The sequence below is a fragment of the Pseudomonas sp. ArH3a genome (genome assembly GCF_022648765.1).
Taxonomy (GTDB): Bacteria; Pseudomonadota; Gammaproteobacteria; order Pseudomonadales; family Pseudomonadaceae; genus Aquipseudomonas.
On the sequence record NZ_CP080330.1, the window covers coordinates 6,375,248 to 6,401,173 of the forward strand.

General features: G+C 60.9%; 23 protein-coding genes. 10 read left to right on the forward strand and 13 right to left on the reverse strand.

Going from position 1 to position 25,926, the window contains the following annotated elements:
• Position 1 precedes the first annotated feature (1 nt).
• Genes pqqC through pqqE form a run of 3 tightly spaced genes read left to right on the forward strand, consistent with a single transcriptional unit; the run spans position 2 to position 2,149 of the window.
• A complete protein-coding gene (gene pqqC / locus K0P33_RS29445) occupies positions 2–754 on the forward strand; it encodes a pyrroloquinoline-quinone synthase PqqC (protein WP_242153037.1) in 753 nt (250 codons plus the stop codon).
• Positions 751–1,026, forward strand: coding sequence for a pyrroloquinoline quinone biosynthesis peptide chaperone PqqD (gene pqqD / locus K0P33_RS29450; RefSeq protein WP_094949468.1), 276 nt, complete (start codon positions 751–753; stop codon positions 1,024–1,026). The genes pqqC and pqqD overlap by 4 nt, the downstream gene beginning before the upstream one ends.
• A complete protein-coding gene (gene pqqE, locus K0P33_RS29455; protein ID WP_053258335.1) occupies positions 1,019–2,149 on the forward strand; it encodes a pyrroloquinoline quinone biosynthesis protein PqqE in 1,131 nt (376 codons plus the stop codon). Before pqqD ends, pqqE begins: the two co-directional genes overlap by 8 nt.
• A gap of 5 nt (positions 2,150–2,154) precedes the next feature.
• Here pqqE and K0P33_RS29460 read toward each other — a convergent pair whose 3' ends face one another.
• The gene (locus K0P33_RS29460; RefSeq protein WP_010207008.1) at positions 2,155–2,313 is read right to left on the reverse strand and encodes a YqaE/Pmp3 family membrane protein; all 159 of its coding nucleotides are present in this window, start codon (positions 2,311–2,313) and stop codon (positions 2,155–2,157) included.
• 181 nt (positions 2,314–2,494) lie between these two features.
• Complete coding sequence (locus tag K0P33_RS29465) at positions 2,495–3,763, reverse strand: aminotransferase class III-fold pyridoxal phosphate-dependent enzyme (protein WP_242153042.1); 1,269 nt, start codon at positions 3,761–3,763, stop codon at positions 2,495–2,497.
• 209 nt (positions 3,764–3,972) lie between these two features.
• On the opposite strand from K0P33_RS29465, the gene K0P33_RS29470 reads away from it, so the two are divergent.
• Positions 3,973–4,872 (forward strand): LysR family transcriptional regulator, encoded by a 900-nt coding sequence (locus K0P33_RS29470; RefSeq protein ID WP_094949470.1) that lies wholly within the window; start codon positions 3,973–3,975, stop codon positions 4,870–4,872.
• A 226-nt stretch (positions 4,873–5,098) separates the two neighbouring features.
• On the opposite strand, the gene K0P33_RS29475 is transcribed toward K0P33_RS29470, so the two are convergent.
• From K0P33_RS29475 to K0P33_RS29485, 3 genes are all read right to left on the reverse strand, one after another.
• Complete coding sequence (locus K0P33_RS29475) at positions 5,099–6,877, reverse strand: acyl-CoA dehydrogenase C-terminal domain-containing protein (RefSeq protein WP_094949471.1); 1,779 nt, start codon at positions 6,875–6,877, stop codon at positions 5,099–5,101.
• A gap of 248 nt (positions 6,878–7,125) precedes the next feature.
• On the reverse strand, positions 7,126–8,895 hold the full coding sequence (locus tag K0P33_RS29480) for an acyl-CoA dehydrogenase C-terminal domain-containing protein (RefSeq protein WP_094949472.1): 1,770 nt from the start codon (positions 8,893–8,895) through the stop codon (positions 7,126–7,128).
• Positions 8,896–8,985: 90 nt separating this feature from the next.
• Complete coding sequence (locus K0P33_RS29485; protein WP_094949473.1) at positions 8,986–10,275, reverse strand: GGDEF domain-containing protein; 1,290 nt, start codon at positions 10,273–10,275, stop codon at positions 8,986–8,988.
• A 316-nt stretch (positions 10,276–10,591) separates the two neighbouring features.
• On the opposite strand from K0P33_RS29485, the gene K0P33_RS29490 reads away from it, so the two are divergent.
• Positions 10,592–12,190 carry a hypothetical protein gene (locus K0P33_RS29490; RefSeq protein ID WP_242153045.1) on the forward strand — a complete coding sequence of 533 codons (1,599 nt, stop codon included), beginning with the start codon at positions 10,592–10,594 and terminating at the stop codon, positions 12,188–12,190.
• Positions 12,191–12,266: 76 nt separating this feature from the next.
• Here the strand turns inward: K0P33_RS29490 and K0P33_RS29495 are convergent, their stop codons facing one another.
• From K0P33_RS29495 to bioB, 7 genes are all read right to left on the reverse strand, one after another.
• A complete protein-coding gene (locus K0P33_RS29495) occupies positions 12,267–14,072 on the reverse strand; it encodes a phenylacyl-CoA dehydrogenase (RefSeq protein WP_242153049.1) in 1,806 nt (601 codons plus the stop codon).
• A 348-nt stretch (positions 14,073–14,420) separates the two neighbouring features.
• Positions 14,421–14,702: a pyrroloquinoline quinone biosynthesis protein PqqE gene (locus tag K0P33_RS29500; RefSeq protein WP_094949476.1), complete on the reverse strand. Its 282-nt coding sequence runs from the start codon at positions 14,700–14,702 to the stop codon at positions 14,421–14,423.
• Between the two features lie 106 nt (positions 14,703–14,808).
• Entirely contained in the window at positions 14,809–15,489 is a 681-nt protein-coding gene (gene bioD / locus K0P33_RS29505) for a dethiobiotin synthase (RefSeq protein WP_242153052.1), read from the reverse strand.
• Entirely contained in the window at positions 15,486–16,298 is an 813-nt protein-coding gene (gene bioC / locus K0P33_RS29510) for a malonyl-ACP O-methyltransferase BioC (protein ID WP_242153055.1), read from the reverse strand. Before bioC ends, bioD begins: the two co-directional genes overlap by 4 nt.
• On the reverse strand, positions 16,291–17,022 hold the full coding sequence (locus K0P33_RS29515) for an alpha/beta fold hydrolase (RefSeq protein ID WP_094949479.1): 732 nt from the start codon (positions 17,020–17,022) through the stop codon (positions 16,291–16,293). The genes bioC and K0P33_RS29515 overlap by 8 nt, the downstream gene beginning before the upstream one ends.
• A complete protein-coding gene (gene bioF, locus K0P33_RS29520; RefSeq protein WP_242153057.1) occupies positions 17,015–18,196 on the reverse strand; it encodes an 8-amino-7-oxononanoate synthase in 1,182 nt (393 codons plus the stop codon). Before bioF ends, K0P33_RS29515 begins: the two co-directional genes overlap by 8 nt.
• Before the next feature lie 47 nt (positions 18,197–18,243).
• A complete protein-coding gene (gene bioB, locus K0P33_RS29525) occupies positions 18,244–19,299 on the reverse strand; it encodes a biotin synthase BioB (RefSeq protein ID WP_094949481.1) in 1,056 nt (351 codons plus the stop codon).
• A gap of 92 nt (positions 19,300–19,391) precedes the next feature.
• On the opposite strand from bioB, the gene K0P33_RS29530 reads away from it, so the two are divergent.
• From K0P33_RS29530 to rarD, 5 genes are all read left to right on the forward strand, one after another.
• On the forward strand, positions 19,392–20,129 hold the full coding sequence (locus tag K0P33_RS29530) for a ComF family protein (protein ID WP_094949482.1): 738 nt from the start codon (positions 19,392–19,394) through the stop codon (positions 20,127–20,129).
• A 57-nt stretch (positions 20,130–20,186) separates the two neighbouring features.
• The gene (locus K0P33_RS29535) at positions 20,187–20,951 is read left to right on the forward strand and encodes a TOBE domain-containing protein (RefSeq protein WP_242153060.1); all 765 of its coding nucleotides are present in this window, start codon (positions 20,187–20,189) and stop codon (positions 20,949–20,951) included.
• Positions 20,952–21,030: 79 nt separating this feature from the next.
• A complete protein-coding gene (locus K0P33_RS29540; RefSeq protein ID WP_094949484.1) occupies positions 21,031–22,929 on the forward strand; it encodes a PhoX family phosphatase in 1,899 nt (632 codons plus the stop codon).
• Positions 22,930–23,090: 161 nt separating this feature from the next.
• Positions 23,091–24,065: a serine/threonine protein kinase gene (locus tag K0P33_RS29545; RefSeq protein WP_242153063.1), complete on the forward strand. Its 975-nt coding sequence runs from the start codon at positions 23,091–23,093 to the stop codon at positions 24,063–24,065.
• Positions 24,066–24,258: 193 nt separating this feature from the next.
• A complete protein-coding gene (gene rarD, locus K0P33_RS29550; RefSeq protein ID WP_094949486.1) occupies positions 24,259–25,143 on the forward strand; it encodes an EamA family transporter RarD in 885 nt (294 codons plus the stop codon).
• A gap of 222 nt (positions 25,144–25,365) precedes the next feature.
• Here the strand turns inward: rarD and K0P33_RS29555 are convergent, their stop codons facing one another.
• Positions 25,366–25,878 carry an ACT domain-containing protein gene (locus tag K0P33_RS29555; protein ID WP_242153065.1) on the reverse strand — a complete coding sequence of 171 codons (513 nt, stop codon included), beginning with the start codon at positions 25,876–25,878 and terminating at the stop codon, positions 25,366–25,368.
• Positions 25,879–25,926 lie beyond the last annotated feature (48 nt).

Below are 25,926 nucleotides of genomic sequence, written 5' to 3' on the forward strand. Positions count from 1 at the left end.
CATGACTGACACACCGCTGACGCCCGCCGAGTTCGAGCATGCCTTGCGGGCCAAAGGCGCCTTCTATCATATTCATCACCCGTACCACGTGGCGATGTATGAAGGCAGCGCCACCCGCGAGCAGATCCAGGGTTGGGTCGCCAACCGCTTCTACTATCAAGTGAACATCCCGCTGAAGGACGCCGCGATTCTGGCCAATTGCCCGGACCGCGAGATCCGCCGCGAGTGGATCCAGCGCCTGCTTGACCATGATGGCGCCCCCGGAGAAGACGGCGGCATCGAAGCCTGGCTGCGGCTGGGCCAAGCGGTCGGCCTCGACCCGGACCAACTGCGCTCCCAGGAACTGGTGCTGCCCGGCGTGCGCTTTGCGGTGGATGCCTACGTCAACTTTGCCCGCCGCGCCAGCTGGCAGGAAGCCGCCAGCAGCTCGCTGACCGAGCTGTTTGCGCCGCAGATCCACCAGTCGCGCCTCGACAGCTGGCCGCAGCACTACCCGTGGATCGACCCCACCGGCTATGAATACTTCCGCACCCGCCTGGGCCAAGCCCGGCGCGACGTGGAACACGGGCTGGCGATAACGCTGCAGCACTACACCACCCGCGAGGGCCAGGAGCGCATGCTGGAAATTCTCCAGTTCAAACTGGACATTTTGTGGAGCATGCTGGATGCCATGAGCATGGCCTACGAACTGAACCGCCCGCCTTATCACAGCGTGACCGCGCAGCGGGTGTGGCATAAAGGGATCGCCCTATGAGCTTTGATCGCAGCAGAACACCGACCTGGCGCCAGGGCTATCGCTACCAGTACGAGCCGGCGCAAAAAGGCCACGTGTTGCTCTACCCCGAAGGCATGATCAAGCTCAACGACAGCGCCGCGCTGATCGGTGGTTTGATCGACGGCGAGCGCGACGTCGCCGCCATCATCACCGAGCTGGATAAACAATTCCCCGGCGTGCCTGAGCTCGGCAAAGACATCGAGGATTTCATGGAGGTCGCCCGTGCTGAGCACTGGATCACCCTTGCCTGAAAAGCCACCTGTTGGCCTGCCACTGTGGCTGCTCGCCGAGCTGACTTATCGCTGCCCGTTGCAATGCCCGTATTGCTCTAATCCGCTGGATTTTGCCGAGCAGGGCAAGGAGCTGAGCACTGAGCAATGGATCAAGGTATTTCGTGAAGCGCGGGAGATGGGTGCCGCACAGTTGGGCTTTTCCGGCGGTGAACCGCTGGTTCGCCAGGACCTTGCCGAGCTGATCGCCGAGGCGCGCAAGCTGGGGTTCTATACCAACCTGATCACTTCCGGCATTGGCCTGACCGAGCAGAAGATCAGCGACTTCAAGAAGGCTGGGCTGGATCACATTCAGATCAGCTTCCAGGCCAGTGATGAACAGGTAAACAACCTGTTGGCCGGGTCGAAAAAAGCCTTCGCGCAAAAGCTCGAAATGGCCCGCGCGGTGAAAGCGCATGGCTATCCGATGGTGCTGAACTTTGTCACCCATCGGCACAATATCGACAAGATCGACCGCATCATCGAACTGTGCATCGCGCTGGAAGCAGACTTCGTCGAGCTCGCCACTTGCCAGTTCTATGGCTGGGCGCAGCTCAATCGTGTGGGGTTATTGCCGACAAAAGAACAACTGGTGCGTGCCGAGCGCATCACCAACGAGTACCGCGCCAAGCTGGAAGCCGAAGGCCACCCGTGCAAGCTGATCTTCGTCACGCCGGATTACTACGAAGAGCGCCCCAAAGCCTGTATGAATGGCTGGGGCAGTATTTTTCTGACCGTCACGCCGGACGGCACCGCCCTGCCCTGCCACGGCGCCCGACAGATGCCGGTGCAATTTCCGAATGTGCGCGACCACAGCATGCAGCACATCTGGTACGACTCGTTTGGCTTCAACCGCTTTCGCGGCTACGACTGGATGCCCGAGCCGTGCCGTTCATGCGACGAGAAGGAAAAGGACTTTGGCGGCTGCCGTTGCCAGGCGTTCATGCTCACGGGCGACGCGAGCAATGCCGACCCGGTGTGCAGCAAGTCCGAGCAGCACGGCATCATCCTGCAAGCGCGGGAAGAGGCCGAACACGCCACTCAGACCATCGAGCAACTGGCCTTTCGCAACGAGCGCAACTCACGACTCATCGCAAAAGGCTGAGGGTTTTAGCGTTTGGCGATGATGTACACGGCGTGAATGATGCCTGGGAAGTAACCGCACAAGGTCAGCAAAATGTTCAGCCAGAACGCGCCGGCGAAACCCACTTGCAAGAACACACCCAGTGGCGGCAGCAGAATGGCGATGATGATACGAATGATATCCATGGGTCAGCTCCAGAAAATCGGCTCGTGTGAGCCGTGTAGCTAATCGACCTTGGGCGTTCGTAAGGGTTCAGTGAGATCTGGCACTGGGCCATCCTGAAATGAGCAGACAAAAAAACGCCCCCAGCCAAAAGAATCAAGCTGGAGGCGCCGCGTATGCCGCGAGACGGTTCTGGAATGGGGGTTAAACGGCGATGCCCTTGCGGCATTGCAGCTGTGCGGTGCGCACGCGGGAGAAGGCGCGGACCAGGCGCTGGAGCATTTCGTCGATGTTGCTTTTGCTCACCGTCAAGGCAGGCGTGAAGCGCAGGCAATTGGGCTGCGGGGCGTTGAGAATCAGGCCTTCGTGCAGTGCTGCCTTTACCACGGCATCTGCAGAATCATCCGACAACGTCAGGCCCCACATCAGGCCATGGCCGCGCAACTGGCCGTGGTCGTAGCGATAGGCCAGTCGAGCGAGGCCTTCGCCAAGGTAAACGCCGGACTCACGGACTTGTTCCAGGAAGCCGTGCTCCAGCACCGTATCGAGTACCGCCACCCCGGCCGATGCCATCAACGCATTGCCATGATGGGTACCATCCAGCTCGCCCACGTCGAAGCAACAGGCCTTGCCTCGCGCCAGCAGCGCCGCCAATGGCACGCCGCCGCCCAAGCCTTTGCCAAGGGTGATGATGTCGGCACGTACGCCGTACTGCTGTTCAGTAAGCAAAGTGCCGCAACGGCCAATCCCGGTTTGCACTTCATCGAGGATCAGCAAAATGCCCAGCTCGCGACACAGCCGCTCGACGCCTTTGAGGTAGTGCTCGGTTGCAGGGATGACGCCGGCGTCGCCCTGGATAGGCTCCAGCATGATCGCGACGGTCTGCGCATCGACCGCAGCGTGCAGGGCCGGCAGGTCGTTGAAAGGTACGTGGCTGAAGCCAGGCAACTGCGGATCGAAGCGGTTTTCGCAGCCGCCTGCCGAGGCCGCCATCGCCGCAAAACTGCGGCCATGGCGGCCGTTACTGGCGGTAATAATGCGATGAGCCCCCCCACGATGCAGCTGGCCCCATTTGCGCGCCAACTTAATCGCGGCTTCGCACGCTTCCGAGCCGCTGTTGAGCAGGTAGGCCTGACCGCTACCGGTGCGCTGGCAGAGCTGGTCGATGAGGTTGAGTTGCGCGCGGTTGTACAGGCCGCTACCGGGGTTGATCAACGCGTGAGCTTGATCGGCCAAGGCCTTGATCAATACCTGCGGGCTGTGGCCGAGGCTGTTGGCGGCGCTGCCCTGGCTGAAGTCCAGGTAGGCGCGGTCGTCACTGTCCCAGAGCCAGGAACCCTGGCCACGCACGAAGACTTGAGGCGCTCGCGCCACCGTCGGCATTAGACATTCACCACAGAGATGATCACGCGGGGTATCCAGGATCAGGTCATCCAGGCTTGGCGCGGGGCGACGGATATTGAACAGGTTCATAGGTTGGCCCCGATGGCAACCTGACCTTGGTCGATGTCGCCTCGAAAAAGCGCCTTGAGGTGTTTTGCCTTGCCTATGTAAACGCTATCAACAAATACGCTGTTCATTGCCAGATCCGGCCCTGTAAGCCTTGCGAATAGGCGCTAGACTAGGCGTCTCAGGGGCCATCGGCCATTTCGATTTTCCAGCTTTTTCGATAAGTAAGTCTTATGGATTTCAAGCAACTGCGTTATTTCGTCGCGGTGTATGAGGAAGGCCACGTGGGCCGGGCTGCGGAGCGTCTTTCGATCTCTCAACCAGCTCTGTCGCAACAGATTCGCCAGCTGGAGCAGAACCTGGATGTGAGCCTGTTCGAGCGCAGCAGCAAGCGCCTGCTGCCGACGCTGGCCGCGCATACCTTGTACAACCACGCGTTGCCGCTGATTGATGGCATGCAACAAGCCGTCGAAGCCTTGCGCAACTTCAAGGGCCAGGCGATGCGCACCCTGGCCATCGGCGTGCTGCAAACCGTGCACACCAGCCTGGTCCCGCAAATGCTCGAGCGCGTGCGCAAGGCTCAGCCGCATTTGGTGGTGCAGATCTACGAATTGACCGGGCTTGAGATCGAACGGCGGCTGCTTAACGGCTCGTTGGACATCGGCATCAGCTACCTGCCGCCACGCCAGCCGGGGCTGCACGGTGTGCTGTTGTATGAAGATGAGTTGAAGGTGGTGATACCCGAAGACCATCCCCTGCGCGAGTTCAAGAAAGTCTCACTGAAACAGGCAGCCGAATTGCCGATGTTGCTGTTGGGTGAAGAGTTTCAGGTGCGGCAGATCTGGCAGGGCCAACTCTCTAACCTGGGCCGGCGGCCGCAAGTGCAGGCGGAGCTCAATACGATGATTGGGATACTCGACAGCCTGCCCCACACCAAACTGGCAACAGTGCTGCCGGGACGCTCCCAAGATGAGCACAACAGCAAGGCGCTGCTGTGGAAGCCTTTGAGTGAGCCGAGGGTGCCGCTGAAAGTGGGTTTGGTGTGCCGCGATGTGCAGCGCCAGCAAGCGACGGTGGCGTTGCTGCGCACCTTGCTGGAAGACGTGATGAACGCGCCGCAGGCGCCTGCCTGACTTTTTCGCAGGCAAAAGAAAACCCCGCCGAAGCGGGGCTTTGCAGACTGTTTCCCTGACATCCATTTCACTCCGCCATCCTGGCAGAATCCTACGTGTCCCTGTTGTTGCTTTGCGCTTCCTGCGCGACGTCCATGTGAAGTAGATTATCCGTGGATCCAATTTGGCGATAGAGGACGAATAGCAGCACGTCATGTAAGAGAATGCTTACACGCCCTCCAAGCCCTTAAAACAGTGCTTCATCCAACAAAAATAACGATTCGCTACCGGCTTTTACCGACGCACTCAGCGACTGGATACGCGGCAGCAAGCGGGCAAAGTAGAAGCGCGCGGTGCCCAGTTTGCTGGCGTAGAAGTCTTCCTCAGCCTCTTTGCCCCACGCGGCCTTGGCCATGCGTGCCCACATATAGCCATAAGCCATGTAGCCAAAGGCGTGCAGGTACTCCACCGAGGCCGCGCCGATTTCATTCGGGTTGGCCTTGGCGCGATCCAGCACCCAGGCGGTCAATTCATCCAGGTTGTCCACCGCCGCGCTGAGCGGCCGGGTGAATTCACCCAGTTCGGCGCCCGCCGTGGCGATGAACTGGCGGATCTCATCAGCGAACAGGGTGTAGAACGCACCGCCGCTGCCGACAATCTTGCGCCCCATCAAGTCCAGAGCCTGGATGCCGTTGGTGCCTTCGTAGATCTGGGTGATGCGCACATCCCGAACAAGCTGCTCCTGGCCCCACTCGCGAATGTAACCGTGGCCGCCAAAGATTTGCTGGCCGAGCACGGTGGTTTCCAGGCCGAGGTCACTGAGGAAGGCCTTGGCAACCGGCGTCAACAGCGCCACCAGGTTGTCGGCACGCTCGCGGGCGACGGCATCTTCACTGAACTTGGCGATGTCCAACTGCGTGGCCACATAGGTGGAGAACGCGCGACCGCCTTCGTTCGAGGCTTTCATGGTCAGCAACATGCGGCGCACGTCGGGATGGACGATGATCGGGTCAGCCACTTTGTCCTTGGCCTGCACGCCGGTCGGCGAACGGCTTTGCAGACGGTCACGGGCGTACTCAATCGCGTTCTGATAAGAGCGCTCGCCCGATGCCAAGCCTTGGATACCCACCCCCAAACGCTCGTAGTTCATCATGGTGAACATCGCCGCCAACCCACGGTTCGGCTCGCCCACCAGATAACCCACGGCTTCGTCGAAGTTCATCACGCAGGTCGCGGACGCCTGAATGCCCATCTTGTGTTCGATGGAACCACAGCTCACCGGGTTACGCGCGCCCAGGCTGCCGTCGGCATTGACCATGAACTTCGGCACCAGGAACAGCGAAATGCCCTTGGGCCCGGCTGGCGCATCCGGCAACTTGGCCAGCACCAGGTGGATGATGTTTTCGGTAAGGTCGTGTTCGCCACCGGTGATAAAGATCTTGGTGCCGCTGACCTTATAGGAGCCGTCCGCCTGAGGCTCAGCCTTGGTGCGGATAATCCCCAGGTCGGTCCCGGCGTGCGCTTCGGTCAAGCACATGGAACCGGCCCACTCACCGGAATACATCTTCGGCAGGTAGGTGGCCTTGAGTTCCTCACTGGCGTGGGTATTGATCGACACGCAGGCGCCGGAGGTCAGCATCGGGTACAGGCCGAACGCCAGGCTCGACGAATTGATCATCTCTTCGACCTGGGCCGACACCGCCTTGGGCATGCCCATGCCGCCAAAGATCGGATCACCACCAACACCTACCCAGCCACCTTCGGCGTAGGTTTTGTAGGCCTGGGGGAAACCATCCGGCGTGCTGACCACGGTATCCGCCCAACGGCAGCCTTGCTCATCGCCGCCACGGCTGAGCGGGGCGATGGATTTGGCGGTGACCTTGCCGGCCTCCTCGAGGATCGCCTCGACGGTTTCGGCATCCACGGTGTCTGCCAATGCCGGCAATTGGGCCCAAGTCGTGGCGACCTCAAAAACTTCGTTGAGGACGAAACGCATATCCCGCAGCGGCGCTTTGTAATCAGCCATGGCAAACCTCGTGAGAACGTGAAAAGTGATTCGATAGGGTCGGTTTTACAAGCTCCGAGTGTACCCGAACAACTTTTCAAACACATAGGGTCCTTTCGTGACTATTAGGTTTTTATAAGTCACGCATGGTTCTAATGTGGGAGCGGGCTTGCCCGCGAAAGCGGCGTGTCAGTCACCTAATTTGTTTCTGACACATCGCACTCGCGAGCAAGCCCGTTCCCACAGTTAAACCCTGGAGAATCTAGCGCCTACAGTGCAAACAATTGAGCAGGTAAGCTCATCAGGCATTCGCTGCCCGCCTCCACCGCCGCCCGGTGCGTGGCCGTACGCGGCAGCAAACGCTTGAAGTAGAAGTCGCAGGTAGCCAATTTGGCCTTGGCAAACTCAACGTCGTCTTGTGCCTGAGCCGCTATCGCCATGCGCAACCACAGGTAGGCGAGGATGATGTAACCGCTGTACATCAAGTAATCCACCGCCGCCGCGCCCACTTCATCCGGGTTCTTCATGGCGGCCATGCCGACCTTGACCGTCAACTCGCCCCACTGCTGGTTCAGTTGATTGAGCTGCTCCACCTGCGCCTTGAGCTGCGGATGCTCGGCATTGGCCGCGCAGAACTTATGCACAATCTTGGTGAAGCCGCGCAACAGCTTGCCTTGGCTGCCGAGTACTTTGCGCCCCAGCAAGTCGAGGGCCTGAATGCCGTTGGTGCCTTCATAGATCGGCGCAATCCGGGCATCGCGGGCCAACTGTTCCATGCCCCATTCGCGAATGTAGCCATGGCCGCCGAATACCTGCATGCCGTGGTTGGTCACCTCAAGCCCAGTGTCAGTCATAAAGGCTTTGCAGATGGGCGTGAGAAACGCCAACAGGTCTTCAGCGTCCTGGCGCTGGGCGGCGTCGCTGCTCAGGTGCGCGGTGTCGAGCAGTTGCGCGGTGAAATAGGTCAGCGCGCGGTTGCCCTCGTTGAAGGCTTTCATGGTCAGCAACATGCGCCGCACATCGGCGTGCACGATGATGGGGTCGGCGGCTTTTTCCGGGGCCTTGGCGCCGGTCAGCGAGCGCATTTGCAGGCGGTCGTTGGCATATTTGATCGCGCCTTGGAAGCTCGCTTCGCCAGAGCACAGGCCCTGCATACCGGTGCCCAGGCGCGCGTGGTTCATCATGGTGAACATGCAATTGAGGCCTTTATTCGCCTCGCCAATCAGAAACCCCTTGGCACCGTCGAAATTCAGCACGCAGGTGGCCGAGGCCTTGATACCCATCTTGTGCTCGATGGAGCCACAGTGCACCGCGTTACGCTCCCCCGAATCGGCATGGAACTTGGGCACGATAAACAACGAGATGCCTTTGGTGCCGGCCGGCGCCTCCGGCAGCTTGGCCAGCACCAGATGGATGATGTTGGCGCTCAGGTCGTGCTCGCCGGCCGAGATGAAGATCTTGCTGCCGGTGACCGCGTAACTGCCATCCGACTGGGGCACGGCGCGGGTCTTGATCAGGCCCAGGTCAGTGCCGCAGTGGGCTTCGGTCAGGCACATGGTGCCGGTCCATTCGCCGGCGGTGAGTTTACTCAGGTAGGTGGCTTTTTGTTCTTCAGTGCCGTGGGCGTGGATTGCCGTCATGGCGCCGTGGGTCAGCCCCGGGTACATGCCCCAGGAGGTGTTGCTGGAGCCGATCATTTCGCTCAGCACCAGGCCCAGCGACTGTGGCAAGCCCTGGCCGCCGTAAGCCGGGTCCGCTGCCAGGCCGTGCCAGCCGCCTTCCACGTACTGCGCGAAGGCTTCCTTGAAACCCTTGGGCGTGGTGACCACGCCGTTGTCGAAATGGCAGCCTTCTTCATCGCCGCTACGGTTGAGCGGTGCGAGTACGTTTTCGCAGAACTTAGCGCCTTCTTCGAGGATCGCACTGACCATATCCGGGCTGGCGTCCGTCGCGCCCAGGGCAGCGTAGTGGCCGTGAAAATCAAACACGTTGTCGATCAAAAAGCGCATGTCGCGCAGGGGAGCTTTGTACTCAGGCATGGCGATGTCTCCGGCAGCAGATGGTTTCAACCTACTGCTGGCCAACGCCGCAAACAATCACTGTAGAACCGCTGAATACATCGCCATCACTCAACCGACAGCGCTTTCCATACGCACCGCGCCACGCCGGGTTTGCCCGGCCGCGACCACGCAGTTACGCCCGGCCCCCTTGGCGGTGTAGAGCGCCTGGTCGGCGGACTTGAGGACTTCTTCCGGGGTGCGTTGCTCGACCTGGCGCTCGGCCACGCCGATGCTGACCGTCACCGACACACTCGACGCGCCACTGCCTGCTCGGCGTTGGCGGCCTTGCTGGTCGTCATGGGGACGGTCCGGGTTGCGCAGCTTGATATCGTAGTTGGCGATGATCTCGCGGATCTCTTCCAAGTGCGGCATGCATTCATCCAAGGTCTTGCCGGCAAACACCACGGCGAACTCTTCACCGCCATACCGGTAGGCGCGCCCGCCGCCATTGACCTTCGACAGCTTGCTGGCGACCAGGCGCAGTACTTGGTCGCCGACGTCATGGCCGTGGGTGTCGTTAAAGCGTTTGAAGTGGTCGACGTCACTCATCGCCAGCACATAGTTGCGCCCCAACCGCTGCATGCGCTCGTTGAGGGCACGGCGGCCTGGCAAGCCGGTCAGCTCATCGCGAAAGGCCATTTGATAGGCCTCATGCGCCACGCCGGCCGCGATCATCAGCATCACTTGGCTGCACATGATGTTCAGGGTGAACGGCAGGATGAAGGTTTGCGGCAACATCCAGAACAACCCTAGCAAACCGACCAGTTGCGCGGCGTGCAAGGGCCGTGGCTGATACCAGTACTGCGCCGCCAGGGTGACAAAACCAATCAGGAACATCGGGTACGACAGCTGGATCAGGCTCATCCAACTGCCGTGCAAGAGCGGCCAGCGAATCTCCGCCAGCCAGTTCAACAAGGCCTGTGGAAAACTTTGCTCAAGCGCCAGGGCCACGCAGCCGACCGCGAAGAGCACCGCGCAGCGGGCCACGAAATCGCGGAACAGGTGGGTTTTTTCCTGCCACAACGCATAGATGCTGAACAGTAGCGGCAACAGCAGGCAACACAGGTGGAAAACCACCGCCGCATCTTCTCGCACGCGACCGTTGTCGCGGTAGTAATCGGTCTGGGTATCCAGCAGGAAGTAGACGACGTACACCGTGATCATCAAAAACAGCTCACGCTGGCGCCGATACACCGCGCAATACGCACCACCGAGCAGCAACACCAAGGTTGGCAGTACGTTGAATAACGAAGTGAAGAATACGTTGAGGTCCTTCACGTACGCAGCCGAGAGCCCCGCCAATAGCAACAGCAGTGAGGGTAAAAAATGACTGAAACGTACAGCAGACGCGCGCGACAAGGGTAAAGCTCCGACCCACTTAAAAAGATGGCACAGTGCCTTCACTGCTCACAGTTAAGCACATTCAATGTGACCTGTATCACATTGCCATCACTGTAACGGCCGATCAGCCTAATCCCTGAGTGTCACGCTGCGGTTTTTTATCACCGCTATGAATACAGCAAGAAGCCCGCGCAATGCGTGAGCCATCTCAACCTGTCATTTATGACAGTATCCATCGTTGGCTGTGGCGTGCTTACTTGCGCGGTCCACTCAATTTTCCCCAGTGGGTATTCGGGACAAGGGAGTGTCCTTACACGCAATGGGAGTAACCGCCATGGATAACTTAGTCACCGAACAAGTGCGCACCGGCTCACTGTTCTTGATTCGTAACGCAATACTCAGGCTGCCGCCGCTGATCGTAGTGGACGCGATCCCCAATACCGACGGCTTGATCCCCTTGCGGGCGGCGGCAAGTGACTTGAAAGTTCAAATCCCGGCGCTGCCGCAACCCGGGCCTGCCGGGGCTCAGTGCCGAATCATGGTGTTCATTGAATCTCCCCCGCCGGGTGAATACCAAGCGGTGGCCTACCAGCGATTTCCGACTTTCCCCACAGGGGATATCAATATAGAAGTGCCGCGCCGCATGGTGGGCAATGAAGGCGAGTATCGACTCACCTATATCGTGGACGATGGTGACAACGTTCTGCGCGCGACCGCCAGCACTCCCCTGCGGGTGCACAAAACCCCACCGTTTGGTTACGAGGTCATCACCGCGCCGCGCCCACTGCTGCCCGCGAACCTGACCGGGCCGATTACAGACGAGTATTTGGCCAACAATGATCCCGTCATGTTCCGGATTCCTGAACACCCGGTGACAAACGCCGAAACAGGGCTGAGGTACGTCCCTTACTATGGCAGCACCGACAGCCATATGGAGGTGTCTTACAACCTGGCACCTAACATTGTGGTCAACTTGCCCGACTATCCGGCGGTTCGCTACCTACCTGTTCCAGCGTCAGTTATTCGCGCTCGTGGCAACGGCATGCGGCAACTGACTTACCGCCTTCTGGACCGGGCCGGCAACCGCGCTCGGGATTCGTTGATTCTTGAAATCATGGTGGCGCTGCGAATCACGCCGTCGAACATTGCCATGCCACGCGTGCTCCAAGCGATTGCGCCCGACAACACGGTGACTTTGGGGGATATCAACCAAAGCGGGCAAGGCGGGGTCGAGGTGTGGCTGGACAGCGCCGACGGTTTGCAACCTGGCGATACTGTCACGGTAATCAATGGTTCGAATACCCCGCTGACAACGCCTTTGACTTACACAGGGCAGCCGTTACCGCTACGGTTTATTGTTACCGTGGCGCAAATACAAGCCTATCTTCCAGGCACCGCAAACGGTAATACGCAAGCCGCGCTAAGGTTCATGGTCAGCAGCGGCCTGAATACCGTCTTTGGGCCTGCCAGAAACATCTTCTTCAACTTTTGGACCTTGATGCAGTTGGCACCACCGGTGGTGCGCAACCTGAGTAACGGCAACCTCACTTGCAACTCACCGCTGCCTGCGAGCGCAGCCTATGCAAACCGGTTTATTGAGGTATTTCTTCCACCTTCTGTTCTGTTGCGGGCTAACACGGCGGCGATATTGACCTGCGTACTGAGCCGGCAGGACGATGGCTCAACCCTGATTGCGCCCCCGCTGACTATCCCAATAACACTTTCACCCAATGCATCAACAGTGGGGCAGACCGTAAACGTACCGTACTCGACCACAATGCGGATCATCGGCAGAGGCGTGATGTATTTCAGCTATACGACGCCGAATACTGCCGGGCAAGTGCTTCAATCACCGCCCGTGGCAATTGCAGTCAGGAGTGTTTTGCCCGGCAACACCTATTGCGACGGCGCGCCTTTTATCCCGACACCTTAAGTGCCATGTTGCCCACGCCCACAAAAAAGCCGCCGCTCCAGAAGGAGCGGCGGCTTTTTAGTGAACCAGCTGAGGCTTAGTAAGCCAGGCCGAAGTCTTCTTCTTTCATGTCCATCAGGTTGCTGGCGCCCGACAGCATGGTGGCCACGTGGGTGCGGGTACGCGGCAGGATGCGCTGGAAGTAGAAGCGCGCGGTCTGCAGTTTGGCGGTGTAGAACGCCTCTTCGCCGGTGCCGGCAGCCAGTTTCTCGGCAGCCAGGCGCGCCATGTCGGCCCAGAAGTAAGCCAGGCACGCGTAGCCGGAATACATCAGGTAATCCACCGAGGCGGCACCGACTTCTTCACGGTCTTTCATCGCGGCCATGCCGACCTTCATGGTCAACTCGCCCCACTCTTTGTTCAGTGCAGCCAGCGGTGCGACGAATTCCTTCACGGCTTCGTTGCCTTCGTTGGCCTGGCAGAACTTGTGCACGATCTTGGTGAAGCTCTTGAGCGCTTCGCCTTGAGTCATCAGCACTTTACGGCCGAGCAGGTCCAGCGCCTGGATGCCGGTGGTGCCTTCGTACAGCATCGAAATGCGGCTGTCGCGAACGTTCTGCTCCATGCCCCACTCGGCGATAAAGCCGTGGCCGCCGTAGATTTGCACGCCGTGGTTAGCGGACTCAAAACCGACTTCGGTCATGAACGCTTTGGCGATTGGGGTCATGAAGGCCAGCAGTGCGTCAGCCTGCTTCTTGGCTTCGTCGTCGGTGCCGTACTTGACGATGTCCACTTGCTTGGCGGTGAAATACACCATCGCACGGTTGCCTTCGGCGAAGGCTTTCATGGTCAGCAGCATGCGGCGCACGTCGGGGTGCACGATGATCGGGTCAGCGGCTTTTTCCGGCGCTTTCGGGCCAGTCAAGGAGCGCATTTGCAGACGATCGCGAGCATATTTCAGGCCGCCCTGGAAACCGATTTCAGCGTGGGCCAGGCCTTGCAGTGCGGTGCCCAGGCGAGCGGTGTTCATAAAGGTGAACATGCAGTTCAGGCCTTTGTTCGCCGGGCCGATCAGGAAACCGGTGGCCGCGTCGAAGTTCATCACGCAGGTCGCGTTACCGTGGATGCCCATCTTGTGCTCCAGGGAGCCACAGGTCACCGCGTTGCGCTCACCGATCGAGCCGTCTGCGTTCGGCAGGAATTTTGGCACGATAAACAGCGAAATACCTTTGGTGCCGGCCGGCGCGTCCGGCAGGCGGGCCAGCACGATGTGGACGATGTTATCGGCCATGTCGTGTTCGCCGGCCGAGATGAAGATCTTGGTGCCGGTGACTGTGTAGGAACCGTCCGCCTGAGGCTCGGCCTTGGTGCGCAGCATGCCCAGGTCAGTGCCACAGTGGGGCTCGGTCAAGCACATGGTGCCGGTCCATTCACCCGAGACCAGTTTGGTCAGGTAAGCGTGTTGCTGTTCCGGGGTGCCGTGCTCGGAGATAGTGTTCATCGCACCGTGGGACAGGCCCGGGTACATGCCCCATGACCAGTTGGCTTCACCGACCATTTCGCTGACGGCCAGGCCCAGGGATTCCGGCAGGCCTTGGCCACCGTGCTCCACGTCGTGGGCCAGGCTTGGCCAGCCGCCTTCAACGAATTGTTTGTAGGCTTCTTTGAAACCAGCAGGGGTCTTAACGCCTGACTCGCTCCAGGTGCAACCTTCGATGTCACCCACGCGGTTCAACGGTGCCAGCACTTGCTCACAGAACTTGGCGCCTTCTTCGAGAATGGCGTCAACCATGTCCGGAGTAGCGTCCTGGCAAGCCGGCAGGCTCTGATAGTGCGCTTCATAGCCGAGCAGTTCGTCACGAACGAAGCGAATATCACGCAAGGGGGCCTTGTAGTCAGGCATAGCGATAAACCTCTGCTGATGTATCTGGGATGAACAACCGCGTGGATGTGTTGTGGCGGTCAAACAGGTGTTTGAAACATACGTTTACGTCCTGGGGTTGTCAAGCACCGTCCAGATGCCATTTGTCATGACGCGGATCAACATCAGGCACGGCAACGCCTGCGGCGAGATGCCACGTCAAAAGGAGTTTAGAAATTCGAGAGCGCTAAGCAGGACAAATGTGGGAGCGGGCTTGCCTGCGATGCAGACGCCGCGGTGTATCAGGGGGACCGAGTGGATGCCATCGCAGCGATGCGCGACCCGACAAGCCAGCTCCCACAGACGAGCCGGCATACCTGGAGAGAGGGATTAAGCGTAAGTGTCGATCAAGGTGCCAAGCATTTCATCCGAAGCCTTGGCGACTTTGGCGCCCAGCTCCACTTGAAACTTGCCTTGGGCCATTTCGACCATGTTGCTCGCCGAGTTAGACGGCTGGGCACGGTCGTTAGCTTGCAGACGGTCGCTTTGTGCATCCGATGGCTGGGTGGTCGCGGCGCTGGCGATTTTGCCGGCGGCCTGGTCGACGCGGCTCTGCCCGGCCTGAATAGTGCTCAGCCCCGAATAAAACGCGCTGCTTCCAGAGATTTCCATGGCGTAAGCCTGCCTTTAGAGAATCGTGAAGTTGAATTGAAGCAGACATCCCGGCAAAACGCTCGTCAAAAACACTAATGGCATAATGCCTTAGCGATAGCCAAAATCAGTCAAGCAGGTCCAATTCCAAGTACTCGGCGACGGCTTCAGCGCTGGCCTGCTTAAGTTTCGGTACACGACCCAGGCACGGCGCAGGCAACCGTTCGGCCAGGGTGGCGAGGTTTTCTTCCAGACGAGAGGTCTTGGGGTCGATGATATTTGCCACCCAGCCCGCCAACGGCAAACCGTCCCGCGCAATGGCTTCGGCGGTGAGCAACGCATGGCTGATACAGCCCAGGCGCACGCCGACCACCAGGATCACCGGCAGCTGGAGCGCCATGGCCAAGTCCGACAGGTTGTCTTGATCGGCCAACGGCACGCGCCAGCCGCCCGCGCCTTCAATCAAGGTGAAGTCAGCCTGCCGCGCCAGAATCTGCTGCATGGGTTTGAGCAGCGATTGCACCGTCAAGGCCACGCCCGCTTCCCGCGCCGCCAAGTGCGGCGCAATGGCCGGCTCGAACGCCACCGGGTTGACCTCGGTATAGCTCAGCGGCAACGAACATTCAGCCAGCAGTGCCAAGGCGTCGCTGTTACGCAAACCTTTAGCCGTGACCTGGCAACCCGAGGCCACCGGTTTGCCGGCTGCAGTGCTTTTGCCCGCCAGCCTTGCGGCATGCAACAGGCCTGCCGCGATGGTGGTTTTGCCGACATCGGTGTCGGTGCCGGTGATGAAGTAAGCGGCGCTCATAAAGGTTTCTCCAGTACGGCGTACACAACTTGATACGTGGCGGGCAGGCCCTGGGCCTGACGGAACTGCTCGTAAGCGTCCACCAGTGCAACAATCCTCGCGCGGCCCGTCAACCCTCCTGGGCGACCGGGGTTGAGGTTATGCGCGCCCAATGCTTTGAGTTCGTGGGTCAGGCTGCGCACATCCGGGTAATGCAACACGTGGGGCTGGCGCTCCAGGCTCACCACCCGCAAGCCGCTGGCGGCGCACAGCTGTTGATACGCCTCAAAGGTGCGGAAGCGATTAACGTGCACCAGGCCGTCCGCCGCGCGCCAGCTTTCACGCAATTCATTCAGGGTGCCCACGCACAGGCTCGCAAACGCCAACACCCCACCGGGCTGCAGCACGCGATAAGCCTCGCTGAGCACCGCGTCGAAATCCGCGCACCATTGCACCGCCAGGCTGGAGAAGATCAGCCCGCAACTCTCACCCTGCAACGGCAGGCGTTCGGCATCACCGGCGATGAAATGCTCGGCGCCACCCAAAGGTCGCGCATGGTTGAGCATGCCCTCGGCAATATCCAGCGCCACGCCGTGGCTGGCCGGTAACCGTTGGCCCAATACGCGGCTGAAAAACCCCGTGCCACACCCCAGGTCCAGCCAACGTTGCGGCGCGGTGGCCGCCGGCAAGCGCGCCAACAGCTCAGTGCCCACCGCGCGCTGCAACTCGGCCACGCTGTCGTAGCTGGCGGCGGCACGGGAAAAGGACGCCGCCACTTGGCGCTTGTCCGGCAAGCCGCCAGGCAGTGATGGGTGGGATAAATCAGTCATCAACGCACTCATGCAAAAAAGCCTGGATGGCCGCCGCTACACCGTGGGGGTCTTCCAGAAGAAAAGCGTGACCGGCCTGTTCAATCAGGCCGATTTCTACATCGGGGAGCAGCGCCAGCAAGTCGCTGGCGGCTTCGGCAGGCACCAGCCCGTCCATACCGGCGAATAGATGCAACTGCGGGCCGCGATAGGCTTGCAAGGCTTCGCGAGTATCCAGCTGGGCAAGCAGCTCAAGGCCACTCATCAACACGCTGGACGGCGCACTCGGCGCACCACTGACCAACAAACGCGAGAGCCCGCGCGGGTCCTGCGAGCCCTTGGCACACAGCAGGCCAAAGCGTTTAAGGGTGACCTGGGAATCGGCCTGGCAACCGGCGAGAAACGCATCGAACGTCTCGGCCGGCATGGCGCTGGGCCAACCGGCATGGGCAACAAAACATGGGTTGCTCGCCAGCGTCAGCAGGCCGCAGCAACGCTCGCCGCGCCGTGCCGCCAGTTCTGACGCGAGCATGCCGCCCAAGGACCATCCACCCAGCCAGGCGTTGTCCGGCAGTGTGGCGTCGAGCTCATCGAGCCATTCATTCAAGTCACTGGAATCCAGCGCCGGCAACGGTTCGATCTGCACCTGCAAGTGCTCGTCGAGGCCGCGCAAGGCGGCGGCCAACGGCTCCAGCGGCGACACGCCGAGGCCCCAGCCGGGCAGTAATATCAGTCGATCACGCATGGTCGGGCTCCGTGGCGCCTAACAAGCGAAAACACGCTTCCAATGCGTTTAACAGTAGCTGCACCTGCGCCTCGCTGTGGGCCGCCGTCAATGTCACGCGCAAACGCGCGCTACCGGCAGGCACAGTGGGCGGGCGAATCGCAGTAACCATCAGGCCGCGCTCGCGCAGCATCTGCGACAGGCGTACGGCCTTGGCACTGTCGCCGATCAAGATCGGCTGGATCGGCGTAAAGCTGTCCATCAAGCCCAGGCCGAGCTGCTCGGCGCCCTCGCGGAACTGGCGGATCAGGCCATTGAGGTGCTCACGTCGCCAATGCTCGGTGCGCAGCAGTTCCAGGCTTTTCAAGGTGGCGCAGGCCAGCGCCGGCGGTTGGCTGGTGGTGTAGATGTAGGGCCGGGCGAATTGGATCAGGCTTTCGATCAGCTCTTCACTGCCCGCTACAAAGGCACCGGCAGTGCCGAACGCTTTGCCCAGGGTGCCGACCAGCACCGGCACATCTTCCTGGCTTAAGCCGAAATGCTCGACAATCCCAGCGCCAGTGGCACCCAACGGGCCGAAGCCATGGGCGTCATCCACCATCAACCATGCACCTTTGGCGCGGGCTTCACGGGCCAGCGCGGGCAGGTCGGCCAGGTCGCCGTCCATGCTGAATACGCCGTCGGTGACCACCAGCGTATTGCCGGTGGCCTTCTCCAAGCGCTTGGCCAGGCTGGCGGCGTCGTTATGCAGGTAGCGGTTGAACCGCGCACCGGAGAGCAAACCGGCATCCAGCAACGAGGCATGGTTGAGACGGTCTTCCAGCACCGTATCACCCTGCCCCACCAGCGCCGTGACGGCGCCGAGGTTAGCCATATAGCCGGTGGTAAACAGCAGCGCGCGCGGGCGGCCGGTCAGGTCGGCGAGGGCCTCTTCCAGTTCATGGTGCGGCGTGGAATGCCCGACCACCAAGTGCGACGCGCCACCGCCCACGCCCCAACGCGACGCACCGGCACGCCAGGCTTCGATCACCTGCGGGTGATTGGCCAGGCCCAGGTAATCGTTGTTGCAGAACGCCAACAGCGGCTGGCCGTCCACCACCACTTGCGGGCCCTGAGGGCTTTGGAGCAAGGGCCGTTGACGATAAAGGTGTTCGGCACGGCGGGCAGCGAGACGCGCGGCGAGATCAAAAGACATGCAGGCCTCGGTAGATCAGGTTGAACTCAATCCAATGTGGGTCGGTGTCAAACCACGGCGTTATAAAACTGCTCGCTGCTTTTCTGCTCCACCAACGCCTGCTCGATCGCCGCCTGATGCACTTCATCGGCGTGCTCTTCACGGGCTTCCGGCAAGATCCCCAGGCGCGCGAACAGTTGCATGTCCTTGTCAGCCTGCGGGTTGGCGGTGGTCAGCAGTTTGTCGCCGTAGAAGATCGAGTTGGCACCGGCAAAGAACGCCAGGGCCTGCATCTGCTCGTTCATGGCTTCACGGCCGGCCGACAGGCGCACGTGCGATTGCGGCATCAAGATGCGCGCCACGGCGAGCATGCGGATAAAGTCGAACGGGTCGATGTCTTCGGCGTTTTCCAGCGGCGTACCGACCACCTTCACCAACATGTTGATCGGCACCGACTCCGGATGCTCCGGCAGGTTGGCCAGTTGGATCAGCAGGTTGGCGCGGTCGTCGAGGGACTCGCCCATGCCGAGGATGCCGCCCGAGCAGATTTTCATGCCCGAATCACGCACGTAGGCCAGGGTTTGCAGGCGCTCGCCGTAGGTGCGGGTGGTGATGATCGAACCGTAGAACTCAGGCGAGGTGTCGAGGTTGTGGTTGTAATAGTCGAGGCCGGCCTGGGCCAGGGCTTCGGTCTGGTCCTGGTCGAGGCGCCCGAGGGTCATGCAGGTTTCCAGGCCCATGGCCTTCACGCCTTTGACCATCTCAAGCACGTACGGCATGTCTTTGGCCGACGGGTGCTTCCACGCGGCACCCATGCAGAAGCGGGTCGAACCGATGGCCTTGGCGCGGGCGGCCTCTTCGAGGACCTTCTGCACTTCCATCAGCTTTTCTTTTTCCAGGCCAGTGTTGTAGTGGCCCGACTGCGGACAATATTTGCAATCTTCTGGGCAGGCGCCGGTTTTGATCGACAACAACGTCGACACCTGCACGCGGTTGGCGTCGAAATGCGCGCGGTGCACGGTCTGCGCCTGGAACAACAGGTCATTGAAGGGCTGCACAAACAGCGCTTTGACTTCGGCTAAGGACCAATCGTGACGCAGGGTGGCAGTGGTGCTGGCGCTCATGGGCGATTCCTTGATTATGCTTGGGCTTTCGCTGCGGGAAGGGCAATACCCACAGTCACGACACGGATGCTCGGCATATTTAAGGAAGATTCATGCACTGTCAACCTAGATACAAACGCGAGGTTTACATCTGGCTAAAAAACAACCAGATGTGTTTAATTTGCGATGAGCCCACAGAATCGGCCGATTGTGTCTGCAACGTCTGCGAAACCGAGCTGCCGTGGTTACTGGAACACTGCGAGGTGTGCGCCCTGCCGTTGCCGATGGACGGTCTGATCTGCGGCCAATGCCAGAAACAACCACCGGCCTTTAAACAGGTGGTCGCGCCCTGGACCTACAGTTTTCCGGTCGACACCCTTATCAGCCGCTTCAAGCATCAGTCGCGCTGGCCACTCGGCCACCTGCTCGCGCGCCTGCTGGGGCAGCACCTGCAACACCGGTTCGACAACGCTGAACTCAGCCTCCCCGACTGCCTGCTGCCGGTGCCCATGGCGCGTAAACGTCTGCGCCAGCGCGGCTTCAACCAGGCGCTGATGCTGACCCGCTGGCTCAGTGAACACCTGGCTATTGCACACGATGAACATCTGTTGTTACGCCCCCATGAAACCGTTGCGCAACAAGCCCTCGACGCCAAGACGCGCAAACGCAACTTGCTCGCCGCGTTTGCATTGGCACCCGACGCCCAGGTGCAGGGCCGTCACCTCGCGCTGGTCGACGACGTACTCACCACCGGCGCCACCGCCCACAGCCTGGCACGGCTGTTGATGGAGGCCGGTGCGCGTCAGGTCGACGTGTACTGCCTGGCACGCACACCCAAACCGGGTACATGACTTGACTCGCGTGCGCCACACCTGCAACGTCGGCTGACCTTATCTAAGCGTATCCACATGTCTCTGCCGACGTCCCTCAGCCAACACATCATCCGCCGCCCCCAGCGCATTGCCTTGCTGGCGCACATCGCCGAGCAAGGCTCAATCACCCGCGCAGCCAAAAGCGCCGGCTTGAGTTACAAGGCCGCCTGGGACGCTATCGATGAACTGAACAATATGGCGCAAAAACCACTGGTGGAACGCAGCGTTGGCGGCAAAGGCGGCGGCGGTGCCAAGCTCACGGCCGAAGGTGAGCGCGTGCTGCGCCTTTATCAGCGCCTGCAAGTGCTGCAGGCCGAGGTGCTCGGCTCCGACGAAGCGGCCAGCGACTTCAACCTGCTGGGCCGCTTGATGCTGCGCACCAGCGCGCGCAACCAATTGCACGGCCAGGTCATCGGCATCGACAGCCATGGCCGCAATGACCTTATCCGCCTGCAGTTATCGGGCGGCTTGAGCTTGAGTGCGCAAATCACCCACGACAGCACGCAACGCCTGGAACTTGAGACCGGCGTGGAAGTGGTCGCCTTGATCAAGGCCGGTTGGCTGGAACTGCTCGCAATGGATCAGGCTGCAACACCTGGACACAATTGCATGGGCGGTGTGATCGAGACGATTTTCGACGCCGATGATGGCCCCAGCGAGGTGCGCATCACGCTACCCAACGGCCAGGTTTTATGCGCCCTGGCGCAGCCTGCGGCGCTCAAGGCATTAAAGGCCGCCAAGGGCCAGCCGATCCAGGTGCAATTCGCCCCGAGCAATGTGCTGCTCGGCACGCCGGTGTAGCGGGCGAGTCTCTTCAAACTGCAACAATTTCGTCACGAGTGCTCCTTAAGGTATCTGCAAAAACCGTAGGGAGCCTGAGATGAGCCTATTAGAAGAAAACCAAGCCACCGACCTGGAACAAATCGTCGGCCTCACCCGCCGTCGTTTTATCGGGGCCGGCGCCCTGTGCGGTGCCGCGATGTTCCTCGGCGGCAACCTGCTGACCCGTAGCGCCCTCGCCGTGAATGCCGCCAGCGCCAGCCCCCTGCTGGGGTTCACCAGCATCGCCGCCGCCACCAGCGACGCCATCACCTTGCCGCCGGGCTACAGCGCCTCGGTGCTGATCAGCTGGGGCCAGCCGCTGCACAAAAGTGCCCCGGCGTTCGACCCGTCCGGCAACGGCACAGCCAAGGCCCAGGAGCAGCAGTTCGGCGACAACAATGACGGCATGAGCCTGTTCGCCTTCCCCGGCGACGACAACCGCGCGCTGATGGCGATCAACAACGAATACACCAATTACCGTTACCTCTTTGCCCATGGCGGCGCGCCGCAATCGGCCGAAGACGTGCGCAAGGCTCAGGCCAGCGAAGGCGTGTCGGTGATCGAGGTGCGGCGCAAAGGTGACACCTGGCAGTTCGTTCAGGACTCACGCTACAACCGGCGCATTCACGGCAACTCGCCGATTCGCCTGAGCGGCCCGGCGGCCGGCCACGAGTGGTTGAAAACCAGCGCCGACAAGTCCGGCAAGAAAGCCCTCGGCACCTTCCAAAACTGCGCCAACGGCAAGACCCCGTGGGGCACTTACCTGACGTGCGAAGAGAACTTCACCGACTGCTTTGGCAGCAGCAACCCACAGCAAACCTTCGACGCCGGGCAAAAGCGCTACGGCGCGGTGGCGGCCAGCAAAGACATCAACTGGCATCAACACGACCCACGTTTTGACTTGGCCAAAAACCCCAACGAGCTCAACCGTCATGGCTGGGTGGTAGAGATCGACCCGTTCGACCCACAATCCACCCCGGCCAAACGCACCGCCCTGGGCCGCTTCAAGCACGAGAACGCCGCCTTGGCTGAAACCCGCGACGGTCGCGCCGTGGTGTACATGGGCGACGACGAGCGCGGTGAGTTCATCTACAAGTTCGTCAGCCGTGACAAGATCAACCACAAAAACCCCAAGGCCAACAAAGACCTGCTCGACCACGGCACCTTGTACGTGGCGATTTTCGACGCAGGCGACGGCAACGCCGACCACCCCAAGGGCAGCGGCCAATGGGTTGAGCTCACCCATGGCAAAAATGGCATCGACGCCAGCAGTGGTTTCGCCAGCCAGGCCGAAGTGCTGATCCACGCGCGGCTGGCCGCCAGTGTGGTCAAAGCCACGCGCATGGACCGCCCGGAATGGATCGTGGTCAGCCCCACCGACGGCCAGGTCTACTGCACCCTGACCAACAACGCCAAGCGCGGCGAAGACGGCCAGCCGGTGGGCGGGCCTAACCCACGCGAGAAAAACGTCTACGGCCAGATCCTACGCTGGAAGGCCAACGCCTCCGACCACGGCGCGCCAGACTTTACCTGGGACCTGTTTGTGGTGGCCGGCAACCCCGGCGTGCATGCCGGTACGCCGAAGGGCGGCTCGTCCAACATCAACCCGCAGAACATGTTCAACAGCCCCGACGGCCTGGGTTTCGACAAGGCCGGGCGCCTGTGGATTCTCACCGACGGCGACTACAGCAACGCGGGCGACTTCGCCGGCATGGGCAATAACCAGATGCTGTGTGCTGACCCGAGCACCGGGGAAATCCGCCGGTTCATGGTCGGGCCAGTGGCGTGTGAGGTGACAGGCATCAGCTTTTCGCCGGATCAGAAGACGCTGTTTGTGGGGATTCAACACCCGGGCGAAACCGGCGGTTCGACCTGGCCAGAGCATTTGCCCAATGGCAAGCCGCGCTCGTCGGTGATGGCGATTCGGCGGGATGACGGCGGGATTGTAGGCGCCTGATAGACAGCCATCGCGGGCAAGCCCGCTCCCACAGGGGATTGCATTCCAAGTGTGGGAGCGGGCTTGCCCGCGATGGCGGACTAACAGTCACCACCTATCCCTGCCTTGGTGCGTTACCATACCGAGCCGGACGCGGCGACCTGCTGCGCGCAGGAGTTCGCATGGCCCATCCGTTTGAAACACTCACCCCCGACCTGGTGCTCGACGCCGTCGAAAGCATCGGTTTCCTCAGCGATGCTCGCATTCTGGCGCTTAACAGCTACGAAAACCGCGTCTACCAGGTGGGCATCGAAGACTCCGAACCGCTGATCGCCAAGTTTTACCGGCCGCAGCGCTGGACCAACGAAGCGATCCTTGAAGAACACCGCTTCACCTTCGAACTGGCCGAGTGCGAAGTGCCGGTGGTCGCGCCGATGATCCACAACGGCGAAAGCCTGTTCGAACACGCCGGTTTCCGCTTCACCCTGTTCCCCCGCCGTGGCGGCCGTGCGCCGGAGCCGGGTAATCTCGATCAGCTCTATCGCCTGGGGCAATTGCTCGGCCGTTTGCACGCGGTGGGTTCCACCCGCCCGTTCGAACACCGCGAAGCCTTGGGGGTGAAGAACTTCGGTCACGACTCCCTCACCACCTTGCTCGAAGGCAACTTCATTCCCAATAGCCTGCTGCCGGCCTACGAGTCCGTGGCCCGCGACCTGCTCAAGCGGGTGGAAGAGGTGTACAAGGCCACGCCGCACAAGAACATCCGCATGCACGGCGATTGCCACCCCGGCAACATGATGTGCCGCGACGAGATGTTCCATATCGTCGACCTGGATGACTGCCGCATGGGCCCGGCCGTGCAGGATCTGTGGATGATGCTTGCTGGCGACCGTCAGGAATGCCTCGGCCAGCTGTCGGAATTGATGGACGGTTATCAGGAGTTCCACGACTTCGACCCACGCGAACTGGCACTGATCGAGCCCCTGCGCGCCTTGCGCCTGATGCACTACAGCGCCTGGCTGGCACGGCGCTGGGATGACCCGGCGTTCCCGCACAGCTTCCCGTGGTTTGGCAGCGAGCGCTATTGGGGTGATCAGGTGTTGGCGTTGCGCGAGCAGTTGTCGGCGCTGAATGAAGAACCGCTGAAACTGTTCTGACACTGCCGCTACTCCTTGTGGGAGCTGGCTTGTCGGATCGCCGCACCGCTGCGATGCAGCCACATCGGTGTATCAGTCACACTGAGGTGATGCCATCGCAGGCAAGCCAGCGCCCACAGAAAAGCATCACCCATCGCCTGACAAAAATCCTTACAATTGCGCCTTTGTTAGCTGCCTAAGCAAGGATTCTGCAATGCAAGCCGCCAACCCTCGCAAAGGGTACATCCTGGGCCTGAGCGCCTATATCATCTGGGGCCTGTTCCCGATTTACTTCAAAGCCATCGCCAGCGTTCCTGCCGCCGAAATCATCGTGCACCGCGTGTTGTGGTCGGCGCTGTTCGGCGGTTTGTTGCTGATGGTGTGGAAACACCCGGGCTGGTTCCGCGAACTGCGCGACAACCCCAAGCGCCTGGCGATCCTGGCACTCAGCGGTTCGTTGATTGCGGCTAACTGGCTGACCTATGTGTGGTCGGTGAACAGCGGGCGCATGCTCGAAGCCAGCCTGGGTTACTACATCAACCCGCTGGTAAATGTGCTGCTGGGCATGCTGATCCTCGGCGAACGCCTGCGCCGCTTGCAGTGGATGGCCGTCGGGCTGGCTGCAGTGGGCGTGATGCAGCAGGTGTGGCAGGTCGGCAGTTTGCCGTGGGTGTCGCTGGTGCTGGCGCTGACGTTCGGCTTCTACGGCTTGATCCGCAAGCAGGCGCCGGTCAAGGCGCTGCCGGGGCTGGTGGTAGAAACCTGGATGCTGGTGCCGATCGCCGTGGCGTGGTTGCTGTTCAACCCGTCGGCGCACAGTGCACAGCTTGAATTCTGGAGCACGTCCGAAGCCTGGTGGCTGGTGGCCGCAGGCCCGGTGACGCTGATCCCGCTGGTGTGCTTCAACGCGGCTGCGCGGCATTTGCCCTACACCGCGCTGGGCTTCTTGCAGTATGTGGCGCCGACCCTGGTGCTGCTTGAAGCGGTGCTGTTGTTCGGCGAGCACTTGGCAACGAGCACCCTGATTGCCTTCGCGTTTATCTGGGCCGGCTTGGTGGTCTACAGCCTGGATGCGTGGCTGACCCTGCGTAAACGCTGATCAAATAACATACAAACCTCTGCAAGCCACAACGGGCGTGGCTTGCAGGCATCCACCCCAAGGTTACCCACAACCTGATCCCCGCCATTTGTGCACAAGCCGTTGAAACTGATCGTTTTTTGCTCAACGGTGGAAGAGGCCCGGCCGGTGTGGCATAGCGCCGGGTCTCTACAGGTTATCCACAGGCCCATGCAAGATTTCCATGCATAACCCTGTAGGCAATTACTCTTCGCTGCGCAGTTCCACCATCAAGTCATCCGCCAAGGTTTCCAGCGACGCCTGCAATGTCTCAAGCGACAGCGACGACGGCACCTGCAACAGCGCCTCGGCATTGAACAACGGATCACCGCTCATGGGCGCCGGGCGCACGTCGGTGCTTAGCCGCTCCAGGTTGACGCCCTGCTTGCTCAACAGCGCCGTGATCTCACGCACGATGCCCGACCGATCATTGCCCACCAGCGTCATCAGGATCGCCTTTGCAGCCGACGCCTGGCCGGTGCTGCCCTCGCCCACCAGTACGCGAATGCCATGTGTGGATAAGTCCTCCAGCGCATTCACCAGATCCTGACGGCTTTCTGTCGGCACGCTGACCCGCAGGATCCCGGCAAATTGCCCGGCCATGTGCGCCATACGGCTTTCCAGCCAGTTGCCGCCGTGGGCAGCAATGTTCTGCGCGATGCGTTCAACCAGCCCGGGTTTGTCGGCGGCGATAATAGTGAGTACAAGATGGTCCATGGCGAAGCCCTCTGAATTCAATCTACAAGGTGGACTCGTGAGCCCTCG

Bases quoted from the DNA above. Each gene is read 5' to 3' on its own strand.
- bioF (WP_242153057.1), bottom strand. From the start codon at position 18,196: ATGTCTTTTGATCTCGCCGCGCGTCTCGCTGCCCGCCGTGCCGAACAC.
- pqqD (WP_094949468.1), top strand. From the start codon at position 751: ATGAGCTTTGATCGCAGCAGAACACCGACCTGGCGCCAGGGCTATCGC.
- bioD (WP_242153052.1), bottom strand. From the start codon at position 15,489: ATGAGCGCCGCTTACTTCATCACCGGCACCGACACCGATGTCGGCAAA.
- K0P33_RS29515 (WP_094949479.1), bottom strand. From the start codon at position 17,022: ATGCGTGATCGACTGATATTACTGCCCGGCTGGGGCCTCGGCGTGTCG.
- K0P33_RS29465 (WP_242153042.1), bottom strand. From the start codon at position 3,763: ATGAACCTGTTCAATATCCGTCGCCCCGCGCCAAGCCTGGATGACCTG.
- pqqC (WP_242153037.1), top strand. From the start codon at position 2: ATGACTGACACACCGCTGACGCCCGCCGAGTTCGAGCATGCCTTGCGG.
- K0P33_RS29530 (WP_094949482.1), top strand. From the start codon at position 19,392: ATGCACTGTCAACCTAGATACAAACGCGAGGTTTACATCTGGCTAAAA.
- K0P33_RS29460 (WP_010207008.1), bottom strand. From the start codon at position 2,313: ATGGATATCATTCGTATCATCATCGCCATTCTGCTGCCGCCACTGGGT.
- K0P33_RS29490 (WP_242153045.1), top strand. From the start codon at position 10,592: ATGGATAACTTAGTCACCGAACAAGTGCGCACCGGCTCACTGTTCTTG.
- bioC (WP_242153055.1), bottom strand. From the start codon at position 16,298: ATGACTGATTTATCCCACCCATCACTGCCTGGCGGCTTGCCGGACAAG.
- K0P33_RS29480 (WP_094949472.1), bottom strand. From the start codon at position 8,895: ATGCCTGAGTACAAAGCTCCCCTGCGCGACATGCGCTTTTTGATCGAC.
- K0P33_RS29500 (WP_094949476.1), bottom strand. From the start codon at position 14,702: ATGGAAATCTCTGGAAGCAGCGCGTTTTATTCGGGGCTGAGCACTATT.
- K0P33_RS29535 (WP_242153060.1), top strand. From the start codon at position 20,187: ATGTCTCTGCCGACGTCCCTCAGCCAACACATCATCCGCCGCCCCCAG.
- bioB (WP_094949481.1), bottom strand. From the start codon at position 19,299: ATGAGCGCCAGCACCACTGCCACCCTGCGTCACGATTGGTCCTTAGCC.
- K0P33_RS29495 (WP_242153049.1), bottom strand. From the start codon at position 14,072: ATGCCTGACTACAAGGCCCCCTTGCGTGATATTCGCTTCGTTCGTGAC.
- K0P33_RS29470 (WP_094949470.1), top strand. From the start codon at position 3,973: ATGGATTTCAAGCAACTGCGTTATTTCGTCGCGGTGTATGAGGAAGGC.
- K0P33_RS29555 (WP_242153065.1), bottom strand. From the start codon at position 25,878: ATGGACCATCTTGTACTCACTATTATCGCCGCCGACAAACCCGGGCTG.
- K0P33_RS29475 (WP_094949471.1), bottom strand. From the start codon at position 6,877: ATGGCTGATTACAAAGCGCCGCTGCGGGATATGCGTTTCGTCCTCAAC.
- K0P33_RS29540 (WP_094949484.1), top strand. From the start codon at position 21,031: ATGAGCCTATTAGAAGAAAACCAAGCCACCGACCTGGAACAAATCGTC.
- rarD (WP_094949486.1), top strand. From the start codon at position 24,259: ATGCAAGCCGCCAACCCTCGCAAAGGGTACATCCTGGGCCTGAGCGCC.
- K0P33_RS29545 (WP_242153063.1), top strand. From the start codon at position 23,091: ATGGCCCATCCGTTTGAAACACTCACCCCCGACCTGGTGCTCGACGCC.